14 protein-coding genes are annotated in these 15,238 nt (G+C 57.1%); 12 read left to right on the plus strand and 2 right to left on the minus strand.

Annotated features, from left to right (window positions below; genetic code table 11):
• Positions 1-313 precede the first annotated feature (313 nt).
• The 6 genes from ACFQAU_RS02480 to ACFQAU_RS02505 are packed head-to-tail and all read left to right on the plus strand — an operon-like array spanning position 314 to position 5,530.
• Positions 314-1,372 (plus strand): L-rhamnonate dehydratase, encoded by a 1,059-nt coding sequence (locus ACFQAU_RS02480; protein WP_386280282.1) that lies wholly within the window; start codon positions 314-316, stop codon positions 1,370-1,372.
• Entirely contained in the window at positions 1,369-2,280 is a 912-nt protein-coding gene (locus ACFQAU_RS02485) for a dihydrodipicolinate synthase family protein (RefSeq protein WP_132445636.1), read from the plus strand. Before ACFQAU_RS02480 ends, ACFQAU_RS02485 begins: the two co-directional genes overlap by 4 nt.
• Position 2,281: 1 nt before the next feature.
• On the plus strand, positions 2,282-2,470 hold the full coding sequence (locus tag ACFQAU_RS02490) for a GntR family transcriptional regulator (RefSeq protein WP_386280287.1): 189 nt from the start codon (positions 2,282-2,284) through the stop codon (positions 2,468-2,470).
• Between the two features lie 8 nt (positions 2,471-2,478).
• Positions 2,479-3,012: a GntR family transcriptional regulator gene (locus ACFQAU_RS02495; protein ID WP_386280289.1), complete on the plus strand. Its 534-nt coding sequence runs from the start codon at positions 2,479-2,481 to the stop codon at positions 3,010-3,012.
• Between the two features lie 2 nt (positions 3,013-3,014).
• Positions 3,015-4,022, plus strand: a complete 1,008-nt coding sequence (locus ACFQAU_RS02500) for a 4-hydroxythreonine-4-phosphate dehydrogenase PdxA (protein ID WP_132445633.1) — start codon at positions 3,015-3,017, stop codon at positions 4,020-4,022.
• Entirely contained in the window at positions 4,019-5,530 is a 1,512-nt protein-coding gene (locus ACFQAU_RS02505) for an aldehyde dehydrogenase (NADP(+)) (protein ID WP_132445630.1), read from the plus strand. The genes ACFQAU_RS02500 and ACFQAU_RS02505 overlap by 4 nt, the downstream gene beginning before the upstream one ends.
• 588 nt (positions 5,531-6,118) lie before the next feature.
• Here the strand turns inward: ACFQAU_RS02505 and ACFQAU_RS02510 are convergent.
• Together ACFQAU_RS02510 and ACFQAU_RS02515 are read right to left on the minus strand one after the other, a co-directional pair.
• Positions 6,119-6,556, minus strand: a complete 438-nt coding sequence (locus ACFQAU_RS02510; protein ID WP_132445627.1) for a hypothetical protein — start codon at positions 6,554-6,556, stop codon at positions 6,119-6,121.
• On the minus strand, positions 6,549-6,926 hold the full coding sequence (locus tag ACFQAU_RS02515) for a hypothetical protein (protein ID WP_132445624.1): 378 nt from the start codon (positions 6,924-6,926) through the stop codon (positions 6,549-6,551). Before ACFQAU_RS02515 ends, ACFQAU_RS02510 begins: the two co-directional genes overlap by 8 nt.
• A 367-nt stretch (positions 6,927-7,293) precedes the next feature.
• Here ACFQAU_RS02515 and ACFQAU_RS02520 point away from each other — a divergent pair, with 367 nt between their 5' ends.
• From ACFQAU_RS02520 to ACFQAU_RS02545, 6 genes are all read left to right on the plus strand, one after another.
• The gene (locus ACFQAU_RS02520; protein WP_132445621.1) at positions 7,294-9,252 is read left to right on the plus strand and encodes a GmrSD restriction endonuclease domain-containing protein; all 1,959 of its coding nucleotides are present in this window, start codon (positions 7,294-7,296) and stop codon (positions 9,250-9,252) included.
• Positions 9,253-9,581: 329 nt separating this feature from the next.
• Entirely contained in the window at positions 9,582-11,111 is a 1,530-nt protein-coding gene (istA, locus tag ACFQAU_RS02525; RefSeq protein WP_260010420.1) for an IS21 family transposase, read from the plus strand.
• Positions 11,101-11,892, plus strand: a complete 792-nt coding sequence (istB, locus tag ACFQAU_RS02530) for an IS21-like element helper ATPase IstB (RefSeq protein ID WP_386279912.1) — start codon at positions 11,101-11,103, stop codon at positions 11,890-11,892. The genes istA and istB overlap by 11 nt, the downstream gene beginning before the upstream one ends.
• A gap of 406 nt (positions 11,893-12,298) precedes the next feature.
• Positions 12,299-12,757: a hypothetical protein gene (locus ACFQAU_RS02535; protein WP_386280298.1), complete on the plus strand. Its 459-nt coding sequence runs from the start codon at positions 12,299-12,301 to the stop codon at positions 12,755-12,757.
• A gap of 50 nt (positions 12,758-12,807) precedes the next feature.
• Positions 12,808-13,299 (plus strand): hypothetical protein, encoded by a 492-nt coding sequence (locus tag ACFQAU_RS02540; protein ID WP_386280301.1) that lies wholly within the window; start codon positions 12,808-12,810, stop codon positions 13,297-13,299.
• Positions 13,300-14,044: 745 nt separating this feature from the next.
• Positions 14,045-15,226, plus strand: coding sequence for a cytochrome b/b6 domain-containing protein (locus tag ACFQAU_RS02545; RefSeq protein WP_132446957.1), 1,182 nt, complete (start codon positions 14,045-14,047; stop codon positions 15,224-15,226).
• Positions 15,227-15,238 lie beyond the last annotated feature (12 nt).

Here is a 15,238-nt window from a genome sequence, read left to right on the forward strand (position 1 = left end):
TTTGCCTATCGGGAAATGAGCCACGAACGCACGGCAGCTTGTGCAGTCGTTCATTTTTCATTTCTTCCCCTCCGTAATTTGGCGCTTTAGCATTTTGGCATTCCAAAACTCCAATATGATGCTAAGAGTGATGTCAACATGATTCGTCTTCGGAAGTGTCCGGCAGAACGAGAAACAGTGAAAAAAGAGAGGCCCTGATGACTAAGATTAAATCCGTCCGCACCCGTGTCTGGAACTGGAAAGGGCCGACCGTGCCCCCTCGGGGAATTTCTGCACCAATGCGTCGGATGCCCTTTGGATTAAGGGCGATGCCATGGCGAGCTTTCGTTTTCACCAGTGGCTGACCTGCGAGATTGAGACCGAAGACGGCACGATCGGCATCGGCAATGCGGCCTTGGCTCCGACGCTGGTGAAACAGGCGATCGACGAATGGTTCGCCCCGCTGGTCGTTGGCGAAGACCCCTTCGACTACGCCTATCTGTGGGAGAAAATGTACCGCCGCAGCCACGCTTGGGGCCGCAAGGGAGTCGGGATGACCGCGATCTCGGCCGTCGACATCGCGATCTGGGATCTGATGGGCAAACTGGTCGACAAACCCGTGTTCAAACTCTTGGGCGGGCGCACCAAAGAGAAAATCCCGGTCTACTATTCCAAGCTTTACGCGGGGTCTGTCGAAAGCATGCAAGCCGAAGCGGAAGAGGCGATGCAGCACGGCTACACCGGCTTTAAAACGCGGTTTGGCTTTGGCCCGAAGGACGGCATGGCAGGCATGCGCGAGAACCTCAAACGGGTCGAAGCGCTGCGCGAAGTGATCGGCTACGACAAAGACCTGATGCTCGAATGCTACATGGGTTGGAACCTCGACTATGCCAAGCGGATGCTGCCCAAACTGGCAAAATACGAGCCGCGCTGGCTCGAAGAGCCGGTGATCGCCGACGATGTGGCAGGCTATGCCGAGTTGAACGCCATGGGGATCGTCCCAATCTCAGGCGGCGAACATGAATACAGCGTGATCGGTTGCGCCGAACTGATCAACCGCCGCGCAGTCAGCGTGCTGCAATATGATACCAACCGCGTTGGCGGCATCACGGCGGCGCAAAAGATCAACGCCATCGCCGAGGCGGCGCAGATCCCGGTCATCCCACATGCCGGGCAGATGCATAACTATCACCTGACCATGGCCAATATTAACTGTCCGATGTCCGAATACTTCCCGGTCTTCGATGTCGAGGTCGGCAATGAGCTGTTCTACTACATCTTCGAAGGCGACCCCGAGGCGCAGGACGGGTTCTTGCAGCTCGACGACGACAAACCCGGCCTCGGCATCACCATTTCCGACAAACATCTTTCCAATTTCGAGATCACAGAATGACTAAATACTCCGGCATCTGGCCCGTCGCCCCTACCCCGTTCAACGATGACGGCACGGTCGACTATGAGGGCATGAAACGTGTGATCGACTGTATGGTCGATCAGGGCAGCGATGGCATCTGCATCCTCGCCAACTTCTCTGAACAGTTCCTGATCACCGATGAGGAACGCCGCCTTTTGACCGAGGTCTCGCTCAAGCATATGGCGGGGCGGCTGCCCGTCATCGTCACCATCAGCCACTATGCCACTCAAATCGCCGTGGCCCGCGCGCAGCACGCCAAAGACCATGGTGCCGCGATGGTCATGATGATGCCCCCGTACCATGGCGCATTGCTGAAGGGCTCCGCAGAGCAAAGCTTTGAGCAGTTTGCCCAAGTGGGCGACGTCGGCATCCCGATCATGGTGCAAGACGCGCCGCTTTCGGGGGTGGACATGCCGGTGCCCCTGCTTGTGCGCATGGCGCGCGAGATCGAAGAGGTGCGTCTGTTCAAGATCGAATGCCCGCAGGCCGCGACCAAGCTGCGTGACTTGATCGCGGCAGGTGGCGACGCCATCGAAGGCCCCTTCGACGGCGAAGAGGCGATCACGCTGCTCGCCGATCTCGAAGCCGGGGCCACCGGCGCCATGACCAGCGCCATGATCCCCGACCAGATCAAGCCGGTGATTGACCATTTCGCGGCTGGCGATCTTCGGGCCGCGACCGATGCCTATGCCCGCGTCTTGCCTGCGGTGAACCATGAAAACCGTCAATGCGGCTTCCGCTCGGCCAAGGCAGCGATGGTCGAAGGCGGCGTGATCCGGTCGGAATTCTGTCGTCACCCGATTGCCCCATTGCATCCTCAGACACGAGAGTCCCTACTCCGCTTGATCCGGCCGCTTGAGCCGGTGGTGCTGAGCTGGGGAAAATGACATGAGCAAGAAGACCGACATCACGGACCTCGACACGGGCGAGCTTGCCCTCGCGCGGCCCCGCGCCACATTGGTAGAGGTCGCCGCCGACAAGCTGCGCGAGTTGATTTTGCTAGAGAAACTGCCCGCCGGGGCGCATATCTCGGAGCGTGACCTGGCCGCTGCCTTGGGCATCAGCCGCACCCCCTGACCCGTGCTTTGACCATTCTCGAACAGGACGGGTTGATCGAATATTCGGTCACCCGTCGCCCGCAAGTGGCCAACCCCCGGCTGGATGAGATCGAACAGAACCTGATCGTCATGGGCGCACTCGAAGCCTTGGCCGGGGAGTTGGCCTGCGCCTGCATCACCGATGCCGAGATCGCTCAAGTGGCCGAGTATCAACGCCAGATTGAGGCCGGAGACAGCACCCTTTCCCCGCTGGAATCCTTTCGCCTCGATATGCAGATGCACGAAGCCATTGTGCAGGCAAGCCGCAACGCCCCGCTGATCGATACGCATCTCAAGTTCAATGCGCGGCTGTGGCGGGCGCGGTTTCAATCCTCGCAACGGCGCTCGGGCCGCGGCCAAACCTTGGCCGAACACCGCGCCATCGTCGACGCCCTGTCGCGGCGCGACGCCAAAGCCACATCCGAGGCGCTGCGCCATCACCTCGCCTCGGCCGTCACCAATACCAAAAACGCTTTGCAAGAAGACGGCAAAGCCAAGGACCACAATACAGAAACGGAGTGAACATGACCCCAAGAATTGGTGTTATCCCCGGTGACCCCAGCGGCATCGGGCCGGAACTTGTCGCCCGGCTGCTGGCCGATGACTGCTGCGATCAGGCGCAGATCCTGCTGATCGGCGACCGTCATGTCTTTGAGATGGGGCAGCGCCAAGCCGGGTGCGACCACGCGATGACGGCGGTGGATGCGGCGGCACAGGATTGGACGGCGCATGCGCCAATCGCCCTGCATGAGATGGAGACCATCGCGGCCGAGGATGTCGTCATTGGCCAAAGCACCGAAGCCTCGGGCCGGTCCACGCTACGGGTCCTCGACCAAGCGCTCGCCTTTGTTGAGGAGGGGGTGATCGACGCGATTGTCTTCGCCCCGTTCAACAAGGCCTCGATGCATATGGCCGGGATCGGGCATTCCGATGAGTTGCATTACATCGCCGAAAAACTCGGCGTGACCAACTATATTTCCGAACTCAACACGCTCGACGATATGTGGACCAGCCGGGTCACCAGCCATATCGCCCTGCGGGACGTGGCCGACGCGATCACCCCCGACCGCATCCAAGAAGCCACCCGCCTGATCGACCGCACCCTGCGGCAAGCCGGTCACGCGCGGCCCCGCATCGCCGTTGCAGCGCTCAACCCCCATGCCGGGGACGGCGGCAACTTTGGCCGGGAGGAGATCGACGTGATCGAACCGGCAGTGCGTCACATGGCAGGCGGTCAAATGGCTGTCACGGGTCCGCTGCCGTCTGACACCGTCTTTCTCAAGGTCACGAAAGGCGAGATCGACGCCGTGGTCACGATGTATCACGACCAAGGCCAGATCGCCCTTAAATTGCTGGGGTTTGACCGCGGCGTGACCGTTCAAGGCGGGCTGCCGGTGCCCGTCACCACCCCGGCGCATGGCACGGCATTTGACATCGCAGGCCAAGGCACAGCCGACCTCGGCGCCACCCGCGCCGCTTTCGAGATTGCCTGCAAGATGGTCAGAAATTCGCAAAAGGAGACAGCAGCATGAGCTTCACCCCGCATGGTAAACATTTGATCGCCGGCACATGGGTCGGCGCAGAGCAGACCTTTGCTTCCGAACCCGCCAGCGGTCCGGCGCATGATTTCAGCGTCGGGACAACGGCGCTCGTCGATCAGGCCTGCGAAGCGGCCGAGGCTGCGTTCTGGTCCTACGGCTATAGCACCCGCGAGGCGCGGGCCGCATTCCTCAACACCATCGCCGACGAAATCGAAGCCCGCGCCGAGGCGATCACCGATATCGGCACGCGCGAAACCGGCCTGCCCGAAGCGCGGCTGAACGGTGAACGCGGGCGCACCACGGGGCAGCTGAGGCTTTTTGCCGAACATATTCTAAAGGGCGACTACCTTGATACGCGGGTCGATCCAGCCCTGCCCGACCGGCAGCCCCTGCCCCGCCCGGAGCTGCGCATGGTCCAGCGCCCGATTGGCCCTGTTGCCGTCTTCGGCGCGTCGAACTTCCCGTTGGCCTTTTCCACCGCCGGGGGCGACACCGCCGCAGCGCTGGCCGCAGGATGTCCGGTCGTCGCAAAAGGGCACTCCGCCCACCCCGGCACGGGCGAGATCGTGGCCGAGGCCGTGCATGCCGCGATTGAAAAATGCGACATGCCAAAAGGTGTCTTTTCCTTGATCCAAGGCGGCAACCGCACGGTCGGCCAAGCACTGGTGCAGCATCCGCTTATCAAAGCCGTGGGCTTCACCGGCTCGCTTGGCGGGGGCCGCGCATTATTCGACCTTTGCGCCGCCCGGCCCGAGCCGATCCCGTTTTTCGGCGAACTCGGCTCGGTCAATCCGATGTTCGTGTTGCCCGAGGCGTGTAAAGCGCGCGGCCAAGCCCTTGGCGAAGGCTGGGCCGGGTCGCTGACGATGGGCGCGGGCCAGTTCTGCACCAACCCCGGCATCGCAGTTGTGCCGAAAGGCGCGGAAGGCGATAGTTTTGTCGAAGCCGCGACCGCAGCCCTGCAAGACGCACCTGCGCAGGTGATGCTGACAGACGGGATCGCGCAGGCGTACCGCGACGGCAAGGCCCGGTTTGATCGGCGCAATGCCGTGCAGCCGCGCCTGTCCACCGAAAGCGAAGGCCGCAACGCCCTGCCCAACCTCTATGAAACGGATACCGACGCGTATCTGCAAGATCATGAGTTGGGAGAGGAGGTTTTCGGCCCGCTTGGCCTCGTCGTTCGGACCAGCTCAATCGAAGAGATGGAAAGCCTTGCGAAAGGGCTGGAAGGCCAGCTTACGATCACGCTGCAAATGGACGACGCGGATACTGAGACTGCACGGCGTCTGATGCCAATCATCGAACGCAAAGCCGGGCGCCTGCTGGTCAACGGCTTCCCCACCGGCGTCGAAGTGGCCGACAGCATGGTTCACGGCGGGCCCTACCCGGCCTCGACCAACTTCGGAGCAACCTCGGTCGGCACCCTGTCGATCCGGCGTTTCCTGCGCCCGGTGTGCTATCAGAACATGCCAGCAGGCCTTTTGCCCGAAGGTTTCTGATCAAGAGGCTCGCCCAGATCGGGCGGGCCACACCGCTTATGAACTCTTGAGGCGTGCGGCATTGGCTGCTGGTTCGGTGGCATTGGCGCGATGGGCGGTTCCTGAGCCAAGCGGGTTCACACCGCTTGGCCGATCTGATCGCTGGGTTGACCGACACCCGTTTATGATACCTTGCAGGAATCCGGGAGGACAGCTTGCGGTCGGGCAACCCGACGCAACGCGTTGCTGGATTGACCACCGGGCGGGAGCACTCCAAAGGGTCGATCGCAAGTAAATTCGGGCCGCCCCAAATGTTGCCCCAAGCCCAAAACGACGAAAGCCCCCGAAAGGGGGCTTAGCTCGTAAATCTTTAATGAGTAGAAAAATTGGCTCCGGCGGTAGGGACCCAAGAAACCGGCCACAACCTTCGGAATACAAACGTAAAAGCGTCTTCGACCGCAGTATGACTCCGCGTGTGACCGTGAATGTGCCACGCATGTGACAACTTCAGCAAGTGTTTTGTGACAGGCCTGAACCGTATATATCGGCCGTCTTTCTGGACGGTCGATAAGGCCCGCGTCGCCTCACCTGGCAACGCGGGTGCGAAGATCAGGCCTGGTCGCCGCGAAGGTCCGCTGCAATCCGCTCCGCTTTCAGCATGTTCTGGATTCCAGCCAACTGCTCTGCGAGATCTCGCAGAAGGCTCCGGAGGTCGATTGCCGCGAGACCATAGCGCTCTACAACCTTCTCTTCGCTCGGTGGATTGATGTCCCATTCCTCTGCTGAGAGGTAATGAACAGTTGTTGCTGCGAGGATAACCGGTTCGAGGCGATCAGCCACTCTCATTACGGCAAAGTGTTCGTCTGTCGCAAAGATGGCAAGTCCATTGATCCGTTCTTTCAAATTGAGCACATCGTCGAGTAGTGCCCCCTCAAGTGCCTCCGTTTCCGCTGCGAAAGCGATAGCTTGCAGCGTCTTGTCTGACGTAGCTAAGGCAGATTCGATCTGAGATTGGAGCCTATCTTCCGAAATGGCGGTATCATTCATATTTGCGCCCTTCCTCTTCGCAGTCGAGACCCTTGTCGTCGCAAGCCTCTTCGAAAGCCCGACGAAGCTGGTCAGCCAAAAAGGATATTTCCTCGAGATGAGGCGACATAGGGTCAATTGCTTTAAAGTATGCCGCTTCAGGACGGGACGGATCATTCACGTGAACGAGAGTAAGTAGACGATGAAGTGCGGTGATTTCACGACCGACACGGCCGTTAAGGGAATTTTCGGTCCAGAGCTTCTCGAATAGGTTTTGAACTCGTTTGAGCCAGCGGGGGCCGCCCAATAGAAGCGCCGCATTCTGCAGCGCCTCCTTGTTTTCTTGAAATAGGTAGTGAACGCGCGTTGGCGCGGTGGGTATATCGAACATGATGTTCTCCCAAACGATGCCCTCGGCAGACTGCTTCGGGTGACAAGAGCCGGAGCTTCCCTAACGGCAAGGAGCTTTTCGACTGCCTACCGCCAATTTGGATCATCAGGACAACTGGCCCGTAGATTCACACAATGCGGCGTTGGCAAAATAGACATTGGCCAAACTTTCTGAACCCAAAGAGAGAATCTGAAAAATATGATAAACTGCTGATTTAATTAGATATATATTCGATTATTAGTCGGTGAGACGACGTAAGTTCCAAGCGAAGGCTTCCGCGCTTCGCTTCGGAGACTATCAGAGGTTGCATGCTACGGGCCTCATGCGGCAGAGTAGTCCACACCGAATTTTTCTACGGCATTTTACTATGAATATTACTTCGATCCTCGACTACATCGACAATGGGCATATGGCTCTTCCCGAGTTCCAGCGAGGATATGTCTGGGGACGAGAGCAAGTCCGGGGCTTATTCCATTCCCTTTATCGCGGGCATCCGGTTGGAAGCCTTCTGGTCTGGGCGACCAGTGCTTCGACCGCGGCCCATAGAGGTGATGGGGAACTTGCGCCAGGCGTGGTCAAGTTGCTGCTTGATGGCCAGCAGCGGATCACCTCTCTGTATGGAGTGATACGGGGCAAGCCGCCGAAGTTTTTCGATGGGAATGCAAAGTCCTTCACGGAGCTTCGGTTCAATCTCGCAACCGAAGAATTCGAGTTCTATCAACCCATCAAAATGCGCGACGATCCTCTTTGGATCGACGTTACCGAGCTCATGAAAAGCGGAAATGCAGGCGTTGGAAACTTCATCAACGATTTGAACAGTAACCCTGAGCATATGGCTCGATTGGGAGAGTATGTTGGCCGCTTGAACCAATTACTCAGCATCCGCGACAAGAACTTCCACATTGAGGAGGTGACGGGATCGGACAAAACCCTTGATGTTGTTGTCGACATTTTCAACCGCGTGAACAGCGGCGGCACAAAGCTTTCCAAGGGCGATCTGGCACTTGCAAAAATCTGTGCCGACTGGCCGGAGGCTCGCGACACCATGAAGTCGAGCCTCACTCGCTGGAAAGACGCAGGTTACAACTTTACCCTCGATTGGCTGCTCCGGTCCGTAAATACTGTGCTGACTGGGGAGGCCAAATTCCTCTATCTCCATGATCGTTCCGCCGATGAGATTGCCGATGCCTTGGCTCGCGCTGTTCGGCACACCGATACTGCACTGAATATGATGGCAGGCAGACTTGGTCTGGATCACAACCGCGTGCTTTTTGCCCGGTTTGCCGTCCCTGTCATGGTTCGTTTTCTTGAAATGCGTGGCGGTCGGCTCGATGAACGCACCCGAGACAAATTGCTGTTCTGGTATGTGCAAAGCGGCATGTGGGGGCGGTTCTCAGCCTCCACTGAAAGCGTAATTGATAAAGATCTCGGAATTCTTGAACAAACCGGCGGCAATCTCGACAAATTGCTCGATGAACTGCGTTTGACGCAAGGTGGTCTTCGCGTTGAACCAGGTCACTTTCATAGCTGGAGTGTGGGTTCTCGGTTCTACCCCGTGCTCTACATGTTGACAAGGATGACAGAGGCGCGCGATTGGGGAACGGGACTTCCGCTCAAGAGTGAGCTACTTGGAAAGATGAGCTCTTTGGAAGTCCATCACATCTTCCCGAGGGCTCAGCTGTATAAGGCGGGCTACAGTCGATCCGAGGTGAATGCTTTGGGGAACTTCTGCTTTTTGACTAAGGACACGAACCTGGTTATCAGCGACAGACGCCCGGAGGAGTATTTCGAGGAAATCGAGGCGGCCCACCCTGGCGCGCTACGCTCACAATGGGTGCCTGAAGATCCTCAGCTTTGGAAGCTAAACAACTTCCGGGATTTCTTGGAAGCCAGAAAAGAGTTGCTTGCTGAAGCGGCGAACACCTTTCTGAAATCGTTGCTACACGACGACGCCGACATGCTCGAAGCGTCCGCATCTGCAAAGGTGAGTGATAACGTTCTCCTTGGGGGGATCGCCAACGAGGATGAAGCACGAGAGCTTGAAGAGTTAAACGCTTGGGTGGAATGCCAAGGTTTCTCAAAGGGTGAGGTCGCTTGGGATTTCGTAGATCAGGAAACTGGTGAGCAGAAGGCCGTTCTGGATCTTGTCTGGTCCGATGGTCTCCAACCTGAGCTCTCCGAACCAGTCGCTGTGCTGCTCGGTGAAGGGCCCGAATTGCTTGCCATTGCGAATGAGGCCGGGTTCCGTTGTTTCACTTCAGTGGACGCGACAAAGGCGTATGTTGCGAGACTTGCAAATGCTGCCCATGCCACTGCGGCCGAGTGAATGCGCCACTTCTAAGATTGAGCGCGAACTACATGAAAAAATAGTCGTGGCCGCCGGCTAAGACTTCGCAATCAAATGTAATTTGCAATGGTCTAAAGGCGCGATCGCCGAAGAGGCCCTCAAAATGATGAAAAGTAGTCCGAATATGTCCGCACTTGATACCCTTCTTCAATCTTATAGAGACGCAGCAGTCACCGAACGCGAAAAGGGCACATATGTTGATTGTCACCGAGAACTGACCCGGCAACTGCAGAAATTGTCATTGAGAATTGACCCATGTGTAACCTTGCCCCTGCTTGAATCAGCTGGGAGCTATTGGAGTGTTAGACATGGGATTTCTGAGGATTATTCGGAAATGGGCTCTGCGAGACAAGATGCCCATCCGCGAGATTGCGCGCCGGACAGGGGTGTCTCGCAACACGATCAAGAAGTATCTGCGGACAGGGATAGTTGAGCCCGAGTTCCAAATTTTGGACCGACCGAGCAAGTTAGACCCTTATGCTGAGAAGCTGACAGGCTGGTTGCTGTCTGAGCAGCGTAAATCACGCAAGGAACGGCGAACGGCCAAACAGATGCATGCAGATCTGGTTCAGCTCGGCTTTGATGGTTCATATGAGCGTGTCGCGGCCTTCGTGCGGAACTGGAAGGGCGAACGCCAGCGTGCTCAACATACGACTGACCGGGGTGTTTTCGTGCCCTTGGTCTTTCAGCCGGGCGAGGCGTTCCAATTCGATTGGAGCGAGGACTGGGCCTATGTCGGCGGCGAGCGCCTCAAGCTTCAGGTCGCTCATATCAAGCTGTCACACAGCCGCGCATTTCTGGTGCGGGCATATCGGCTGCAAACGCATGAGATGCTGTTCGATGCCCACTGGCATGGCTTTCGGGTGTTTGAGGGTGTTCCGGGGCGTGGCGTCTATGACAACATGAAGACAGCCGTTGACCGGATTGGTGTCGGCAAGAAGCGCGATGTAAACGCACGGTTCCTTGCGATGACCAGCCATTATGTTTTTGACCCTGAGTTCTGCAATCCCGCGGCAGGGTGGGAGAAAGGTCAGGTTGAGAAGAATGTGCGCGACGCCCGCCATCGGCTTTGGCAACTCATGCCCGCCTTTCCGGACCTCAATGCGCTGAATGAATGGCTGGAGGAGCGCTGCAAGCTTCTCTGGGCCGAGACACCGCATGGCAGATTGCCTGGCAATATTGCGGATATCTGGGACGCCGAGAAGGCCGCGCTGATGCCACTGCCCACAATGTTTGACGGCTTTGTCGAGCAGAGCAAGCGGGTATCCCCCACTTGTCTGATAGCATTCGACCGTAATCGCTACTCAGTGCCTGCCAGCTTTGCGAACCGCCCTGTCAGTCTCCGCATCTATCCTGAACGGCTGGTCATCGTCGCCGAAGGCCATGTGGTCTGCACGCATGAGCGCATTATTGAACGCTCACACCGTCAGCCAGGGCGCGTTATTTATGACTGGCACCATTATCTGGCGGTGGTTCAACGCAAACCCGGCGCGCTGCGCAACGGGGCGCCCTTCGTTGAGATGCCAGAAGGGTTCCGGAAGCTGCAGGATCATATGTTGCGTAGGCCAGGTGGTGACCGCGAGATGATCGACGTCCTATCCTTGGTCCTCCACCATGACGAACAGGCCGTGCTTTGCGCAGTAGAAATGGCGCTGGAGGCGGGCGTACCAACAAAAACCCATGTCTTGAACCTACTTCACAGGCTGGTGGATGGCGCACCGATAGACCAGCCCGATGTGACCCCGCCTGCGGCCCTTTCTTTGAATAAGGAGCCCGAGGCCAATGTCGCACGATATGACGGGCTACGCACCACGGGAGGAACACGTCATGCGTCATGATCCCGCCGGTGCTGCCATCGTCATCATGATGCGTAGCCTGAAGATGCCAGGCATGGCTCAGGCCGTGCAGGACCTGCATGAGCAGGGATCGCCTGCTTTCGATGCAGCGATCCCCATGTTGTCGCAGCTGCTTAAAGCCGAGATTGCTGAACGTGAGGTGCGTTCCATTGCCTACCACATGAAGGCAGCACGCTTTCCGGCATACAAAGACATCTCTGGCTTCGACTTTGGCGCCAGCGAAGTCCGTGAAGCTTTGGTCCGCCAACTTCACCGATGCGAGTTCATGGACGCGGCTGAGAATGTAGTGCTGATCGGAGGCCCTGGAACGGGAAAATCGCATGTCGCTACCGCCCTCGGCATTCAAGCAATCGAGCATCATCGCAAGCGTGTGCGCTTCTTCTCCACGGTCGAGTTGGTCAATGCGTTGGAGCAGGAAAAGGCCCAAGGCAAGGCAGGAAAGATCGCCGAGGTGCTGGTGAAAGCCGATTTAGTGGTCTTGGATGAGCTGGGATACCTGCCGTTCAGCGCTACGGGTGGCGCGTTGCTGTTCCACCTTCTAAGCAAACTCTACGAGCGCACCAGCGTCGTCATCACAACCAACCTGAGCTTTAGCGAATGGGCCAGCGTGTTCGGTGATGCAAAGATGACCACCGCGCTCCTCGACCGCCTCACACATCGTTGCCACATTCTCGAGACCGGCAATGACAGCTACCGGTTCAAGGCCAGCTCCGCGACAGCCAAACAGAAACGAAAGGAAAAAGCGGCATTGACGCCATCATAACGCAAAGAACATAACAACTGGGTGGGTCAAGTCTCGGTGAAAATGCCGGGTCAGTTCTCGGTGACAATCAACAGTTCGTATCTTGAAAAGCCGAGATTACCCCCCTGCCTTCGCCATAGCTCTTGTTGCGCCATCCACCAAGGTCAGCAATGCACAGAAGCAGACTTTGCAAAGTTTCATGGGCGGTTGACGTAAGCTCCTGCGCTGCATGCTAACGGGTCAAGCTGATGCAAAGAATCTGGACACAGACTGAACTCCGAGACGACCCAGACCAATCTGCCATTCTTTAAGCGGAGCCAGAGTGATCACACTGAGCTTTGCTCTTGAAGCCAGTTGGGTAGAGAATAGGATACAAATCAATACCATGTTGAGGCATTCCAATTGGTGAAGGAAAAAGGGGCAAAGGTTGACGAAGCAGAAGAGCATAATAATTCCCCCAAATCTCACCAGTTTTCCGGCTGTGGCAGGCTTAAAAATACGAGAGCTGGACCTAACTGGCATCAACAAGTGCATCATCAATTTCGCTGATACTAAATTCGCTGAACCGCTCCCGATGATTGCATTGGCGAGTGACCTTAGGGACCTTAGAACAAAGTTTCCAGAAGTTGAATACGTGTGTAGATCCAGAGAAACGCCTTTTAGGGGGTATGCCGATCATATCGGGTATTTTCGATTCTTGGGCTTTTCTCGGGGCAACCACGTTGGTGATGCCTCAGGTAGCGGAAATTACGTTCCAATACATCTATTCGATCTCAACAAATTAAAGGCAAGTTCAGGAGACGAGCCCTACGGAAAGATCGCTGCCGAGGAGTCTTTGAAGCTGGCAGAAATCTTGACGCGAAGCAACAAGGGGGATTATTTGTAGCTGTAGAGTATGCAATCCGCGAAGTATTTCGAAATGCGGTCGAGCATGGAATGGGAACCAAGGCAGCTTTGCTTGGTCAATACTGGCCAAAGAGGAAAATAGCCGAAATAGTGATATGCGACAACGGTGTGGGAATTGCCGCAACGATGAAGGACCATTATGAAACAGATAGTTCGCTCGACGCGCTCACGTTATCTCTGAACCCGGGAGTTTCGGGAACTTCGGATCTCGAAAGAGAATACCAAAACCCCTACTATCGAAATTCAGGGTTTGGCCTCTATACTACAAGCAATTTTTGCGCGGAGCATGGTGTATTCAGAGTGATCTCTGGTGATGCTGGGATAACACGGCAATCCAATAACTTGAATCGACACAACTGGTCGTTCGACGGAACATGCGTCCAGATGAAGATACGGACAGATGGGCTTAGTGACTCTGCTGCGAAAATTCAACAGATTATAGAATTAGGGGAAGCAAAAACGGGTGCGGTTCTTTCTGCATCGACTGCAAGTAAACAAACTTCTGGATGGCTTGGTTCCTAATGCATATTTGCTACAGAATGCTCTTTTCCGAATAGTGCTCCTCGTTGGCTCTTCATTATCTTTGGGCTACCTGCCAACGCACTTTTCCCACCTCGATTGCTACTCTTTGCCAGAGCAAATCAGTAGTTTCGCCCATGGAGCAGAACTGCAATGCCTGCTTCAGGCTGACAGCAGCCATTGCGCAGGCCATCGCGTAACAAGGCTCTGATGTGATTTCGTTGTGGATGCGCTGCCGCATTGTGGCATGTCCGCTTCGAGCCCAAACTGACCGCGTGAAAGGCAGACCTTTTCGCAGGTGCGGCATAGGCTGGGCCAGCAGGAACGGCCCAGACCGGACTTTCATACGCTGCGCAGCTAAGGTCGGCTTCGAGCCCAAACTGACCGCGTAAGCCGTTGGAGGCTTCGCAGTGGCAGCATGGGCGCGCTTGGTGCGGCCGGCCCAAACCGGACACTCACATCCCCTTTCGACGCCACAGCACGGCTTCACCAGATCGGCCATTCGTTAATTCCGCGACGCCGCGCGAGAAATACCTATCGCCAAGATTACGCTGCGCTCCCGCAAACACCCATACATTGCATGGATAGTTAAGCCGAAAGACGTGCGCATGCGGGCTCCTGCCCTCCGAGTTGCGCCTCGCTAAACCGTGGCTTTTCCATCTGCGCACAGAGCTTGTGTGAAAACAACGGAATGTGCTGGCGGCGAAGTCTTGATATCGGAAACCCAGTCAAGACATGCGAGGGTCCGATGATATCAAACACAACCGCCAGCTACGGGCGCGTCGCCCGTTTTTTCCATTGGAGCATCGCGCTCCTGGTGCTGTCAGACATAGCACTTGGATTGATCGGGAAGTTCACGCCGCGTAGTGGCGATACCGTGGCCTTCCTTCAGCTGTTGTATTCGACCCATAAGACGATCGGCGTGACGATCTTGGCTTTGGCAGTATTGCGGGTCGGCTGGGCAATCTCGCAACCGCGTCCCGTGCCTCTCCATCCCGAACGGCGCCTCGAAACCTTCGCCGCGGACACGGCGCATTGGGTGCTCTACGCCGCCATCTTCGTGCTCCCGCTTTCCGGCTGGGTGATCCATTCGGCCGAAGTGGGATTTGCGCCAATCTGGTGGCCCTTCCCCCAAAGCTTGCCGTTTATTCCAAAATCGGAGCGCCTTGCCGGTGCGGCAGCCAATGTTCACTGGATTGCGGGGATCGTTTTGGCAACGATGGTCGCGGCGCATATCGGGGGCGCAATTAACCACGCGCTGATTGACCGCGATGGCACCTTGGCCCGCATGTGGAACGGACGGGCTGCCGGCAAGGCGGCCACTCACCCCGGCAAGACGGCCTCCGTTCTCGCCGCAATAGGGATCTGGACCTTTGCAATCGGCGGCGCCCTGACCGTGTTTGGCCCCGCTCACAACGTGGAAGCCGCGTCACAATTCCCTGCTAAACAGACCGAAGGATGGGTCGTGCAGGACGGCAGCCTGTCGATCACAATCAAGCAAATGGGGGCCGAGGTCACCGGCGGATTTGCCAATTGGCAGGCTGAGATCGAGTATGATGAAGTAACCCGAACAGGCGCCGTTAAGACGGTGATCGATACGACCTCCCTTACACTTGGGTCCGTGACGGACCAGGCGAAAGGCCCCGAGTTCTTCGATGTCGCCGCCCATGATACCGCCGTGTTTCAGGGCAACATCGTGCAAATCGGCGGACCGAAGCACCAAGCCTCCGGCTCCCTGACACTGGTCGGGCAGAGTGTTTCCGTCACGCTCGACTTCGATCTCGAGGTGACAGGACGCACGGCCAAAGCCTCGGGCGGCACGGTTCTGGACCGCCGTGACTTCGGCATGGGAATGGCCTATCCGGACGAAAGCTCTGTCGGGTTTGCTGTGGAGGTCCGGATAGAACTGGTGGCAACTAAGCCAGAATAGACCCTGCACCAT

The organism is Sulfitobacter profundi, assembly GCF_042661425.1.
Lineage (GTDB): Bacteria > Pseudomonadota > Alphaproteobacteria > Rhodobacterales > Rhodobacteraceae > Sulfitobacter > Sulfitobacter profundi.

Excerpts from the sequence above, each read along its gene's own strand:
- ACFQAU_RS02500 (WP_132445633.1), top strand. The coding sequence starts at position 3,015 with ATGACCCCAAGAATTGGTGTTATCCCCGGTGACCCCAGCGGCATCGGG.
- istB (WP_386279912.1), top strand. The coding sequence starts at position 11,101 with ATGCGTCATGATCCCGCCGGTGCTGCCATCGTCATCATGATGCGTAGC.
- ACFQAU_RS02540 (WP_386280301.1), top strand. The coding sequence starts at position 12,808 with ATGGGAACCAAGGCAGCTTTGCTTGGTCAATACTGGCCAAAGAGGAAA.
- ACFQAU_RS02505 (WP_132445630.1), top strand. The coding sequence starts at position 4,019 with ATGAGCTTCACCCCGCATGGTAAACATTTGATCGCCGGCACATGGGTC.
- ACFQAU_RS02480 (WP_386280282.1), top strand. The coding sequence starts at position 314 with ATGGCGAGCTTTCGTTTTCACCAGTGGCTGACCTGCGAGATTGAGACC.
- ACFQAU_RS02510 (WP_132445627.1), bottom strand. The coding sequence starts at position 6,556 with ATGAATGATACCGCCATTTCGGAAGATAGGCTCCAATCTCAGATCGAA.
- ACFQAU_RS02485 (WP_132445636.1), top strand. The coding sequence starts at position 1,369 with ATGACTAAATACTCCGGCATCTGGCCCGTCGCCCCTACCCCGTTCAAC.
- istA (WP_260010420.1), top strand. The coding sequence starts at position 9,582 with ATGGGATTTCTGAGGATTATTCGGAAATGGGCTCTGCGAGACAAGATG.
- ACFQAU_RS02515 (WP_132445624.1), bottom strand. The coding sequence starts at position 6,926 with ATGTTCGATATACCCACCGCGCCAACGCGCGTTCACTACCTATTTCAA.
- ACFQAU_RS02490 (WP_386280287.1), top strand. The coding sequence starts at position 2,282 with ATGAGCAAGAAGACCGACATCACGGACCTCGACACGGGCGAGCTTGCC.
- ACFQAU_RS02520 (WP_132445621.1), top strand. The coding sequence starts at position 7,294 with ATGAATATTACTTCGATCCTCGACTACATCGACAATGGGCATATGGCT.
- ACFQAU_RS02545 (WP_132446957.1), top strand. The coding sequence starts at position 14,045 with ATGATATCAAACACAACCGCCAGCTACGGGCGCGTCGCCCGTTTTTTC.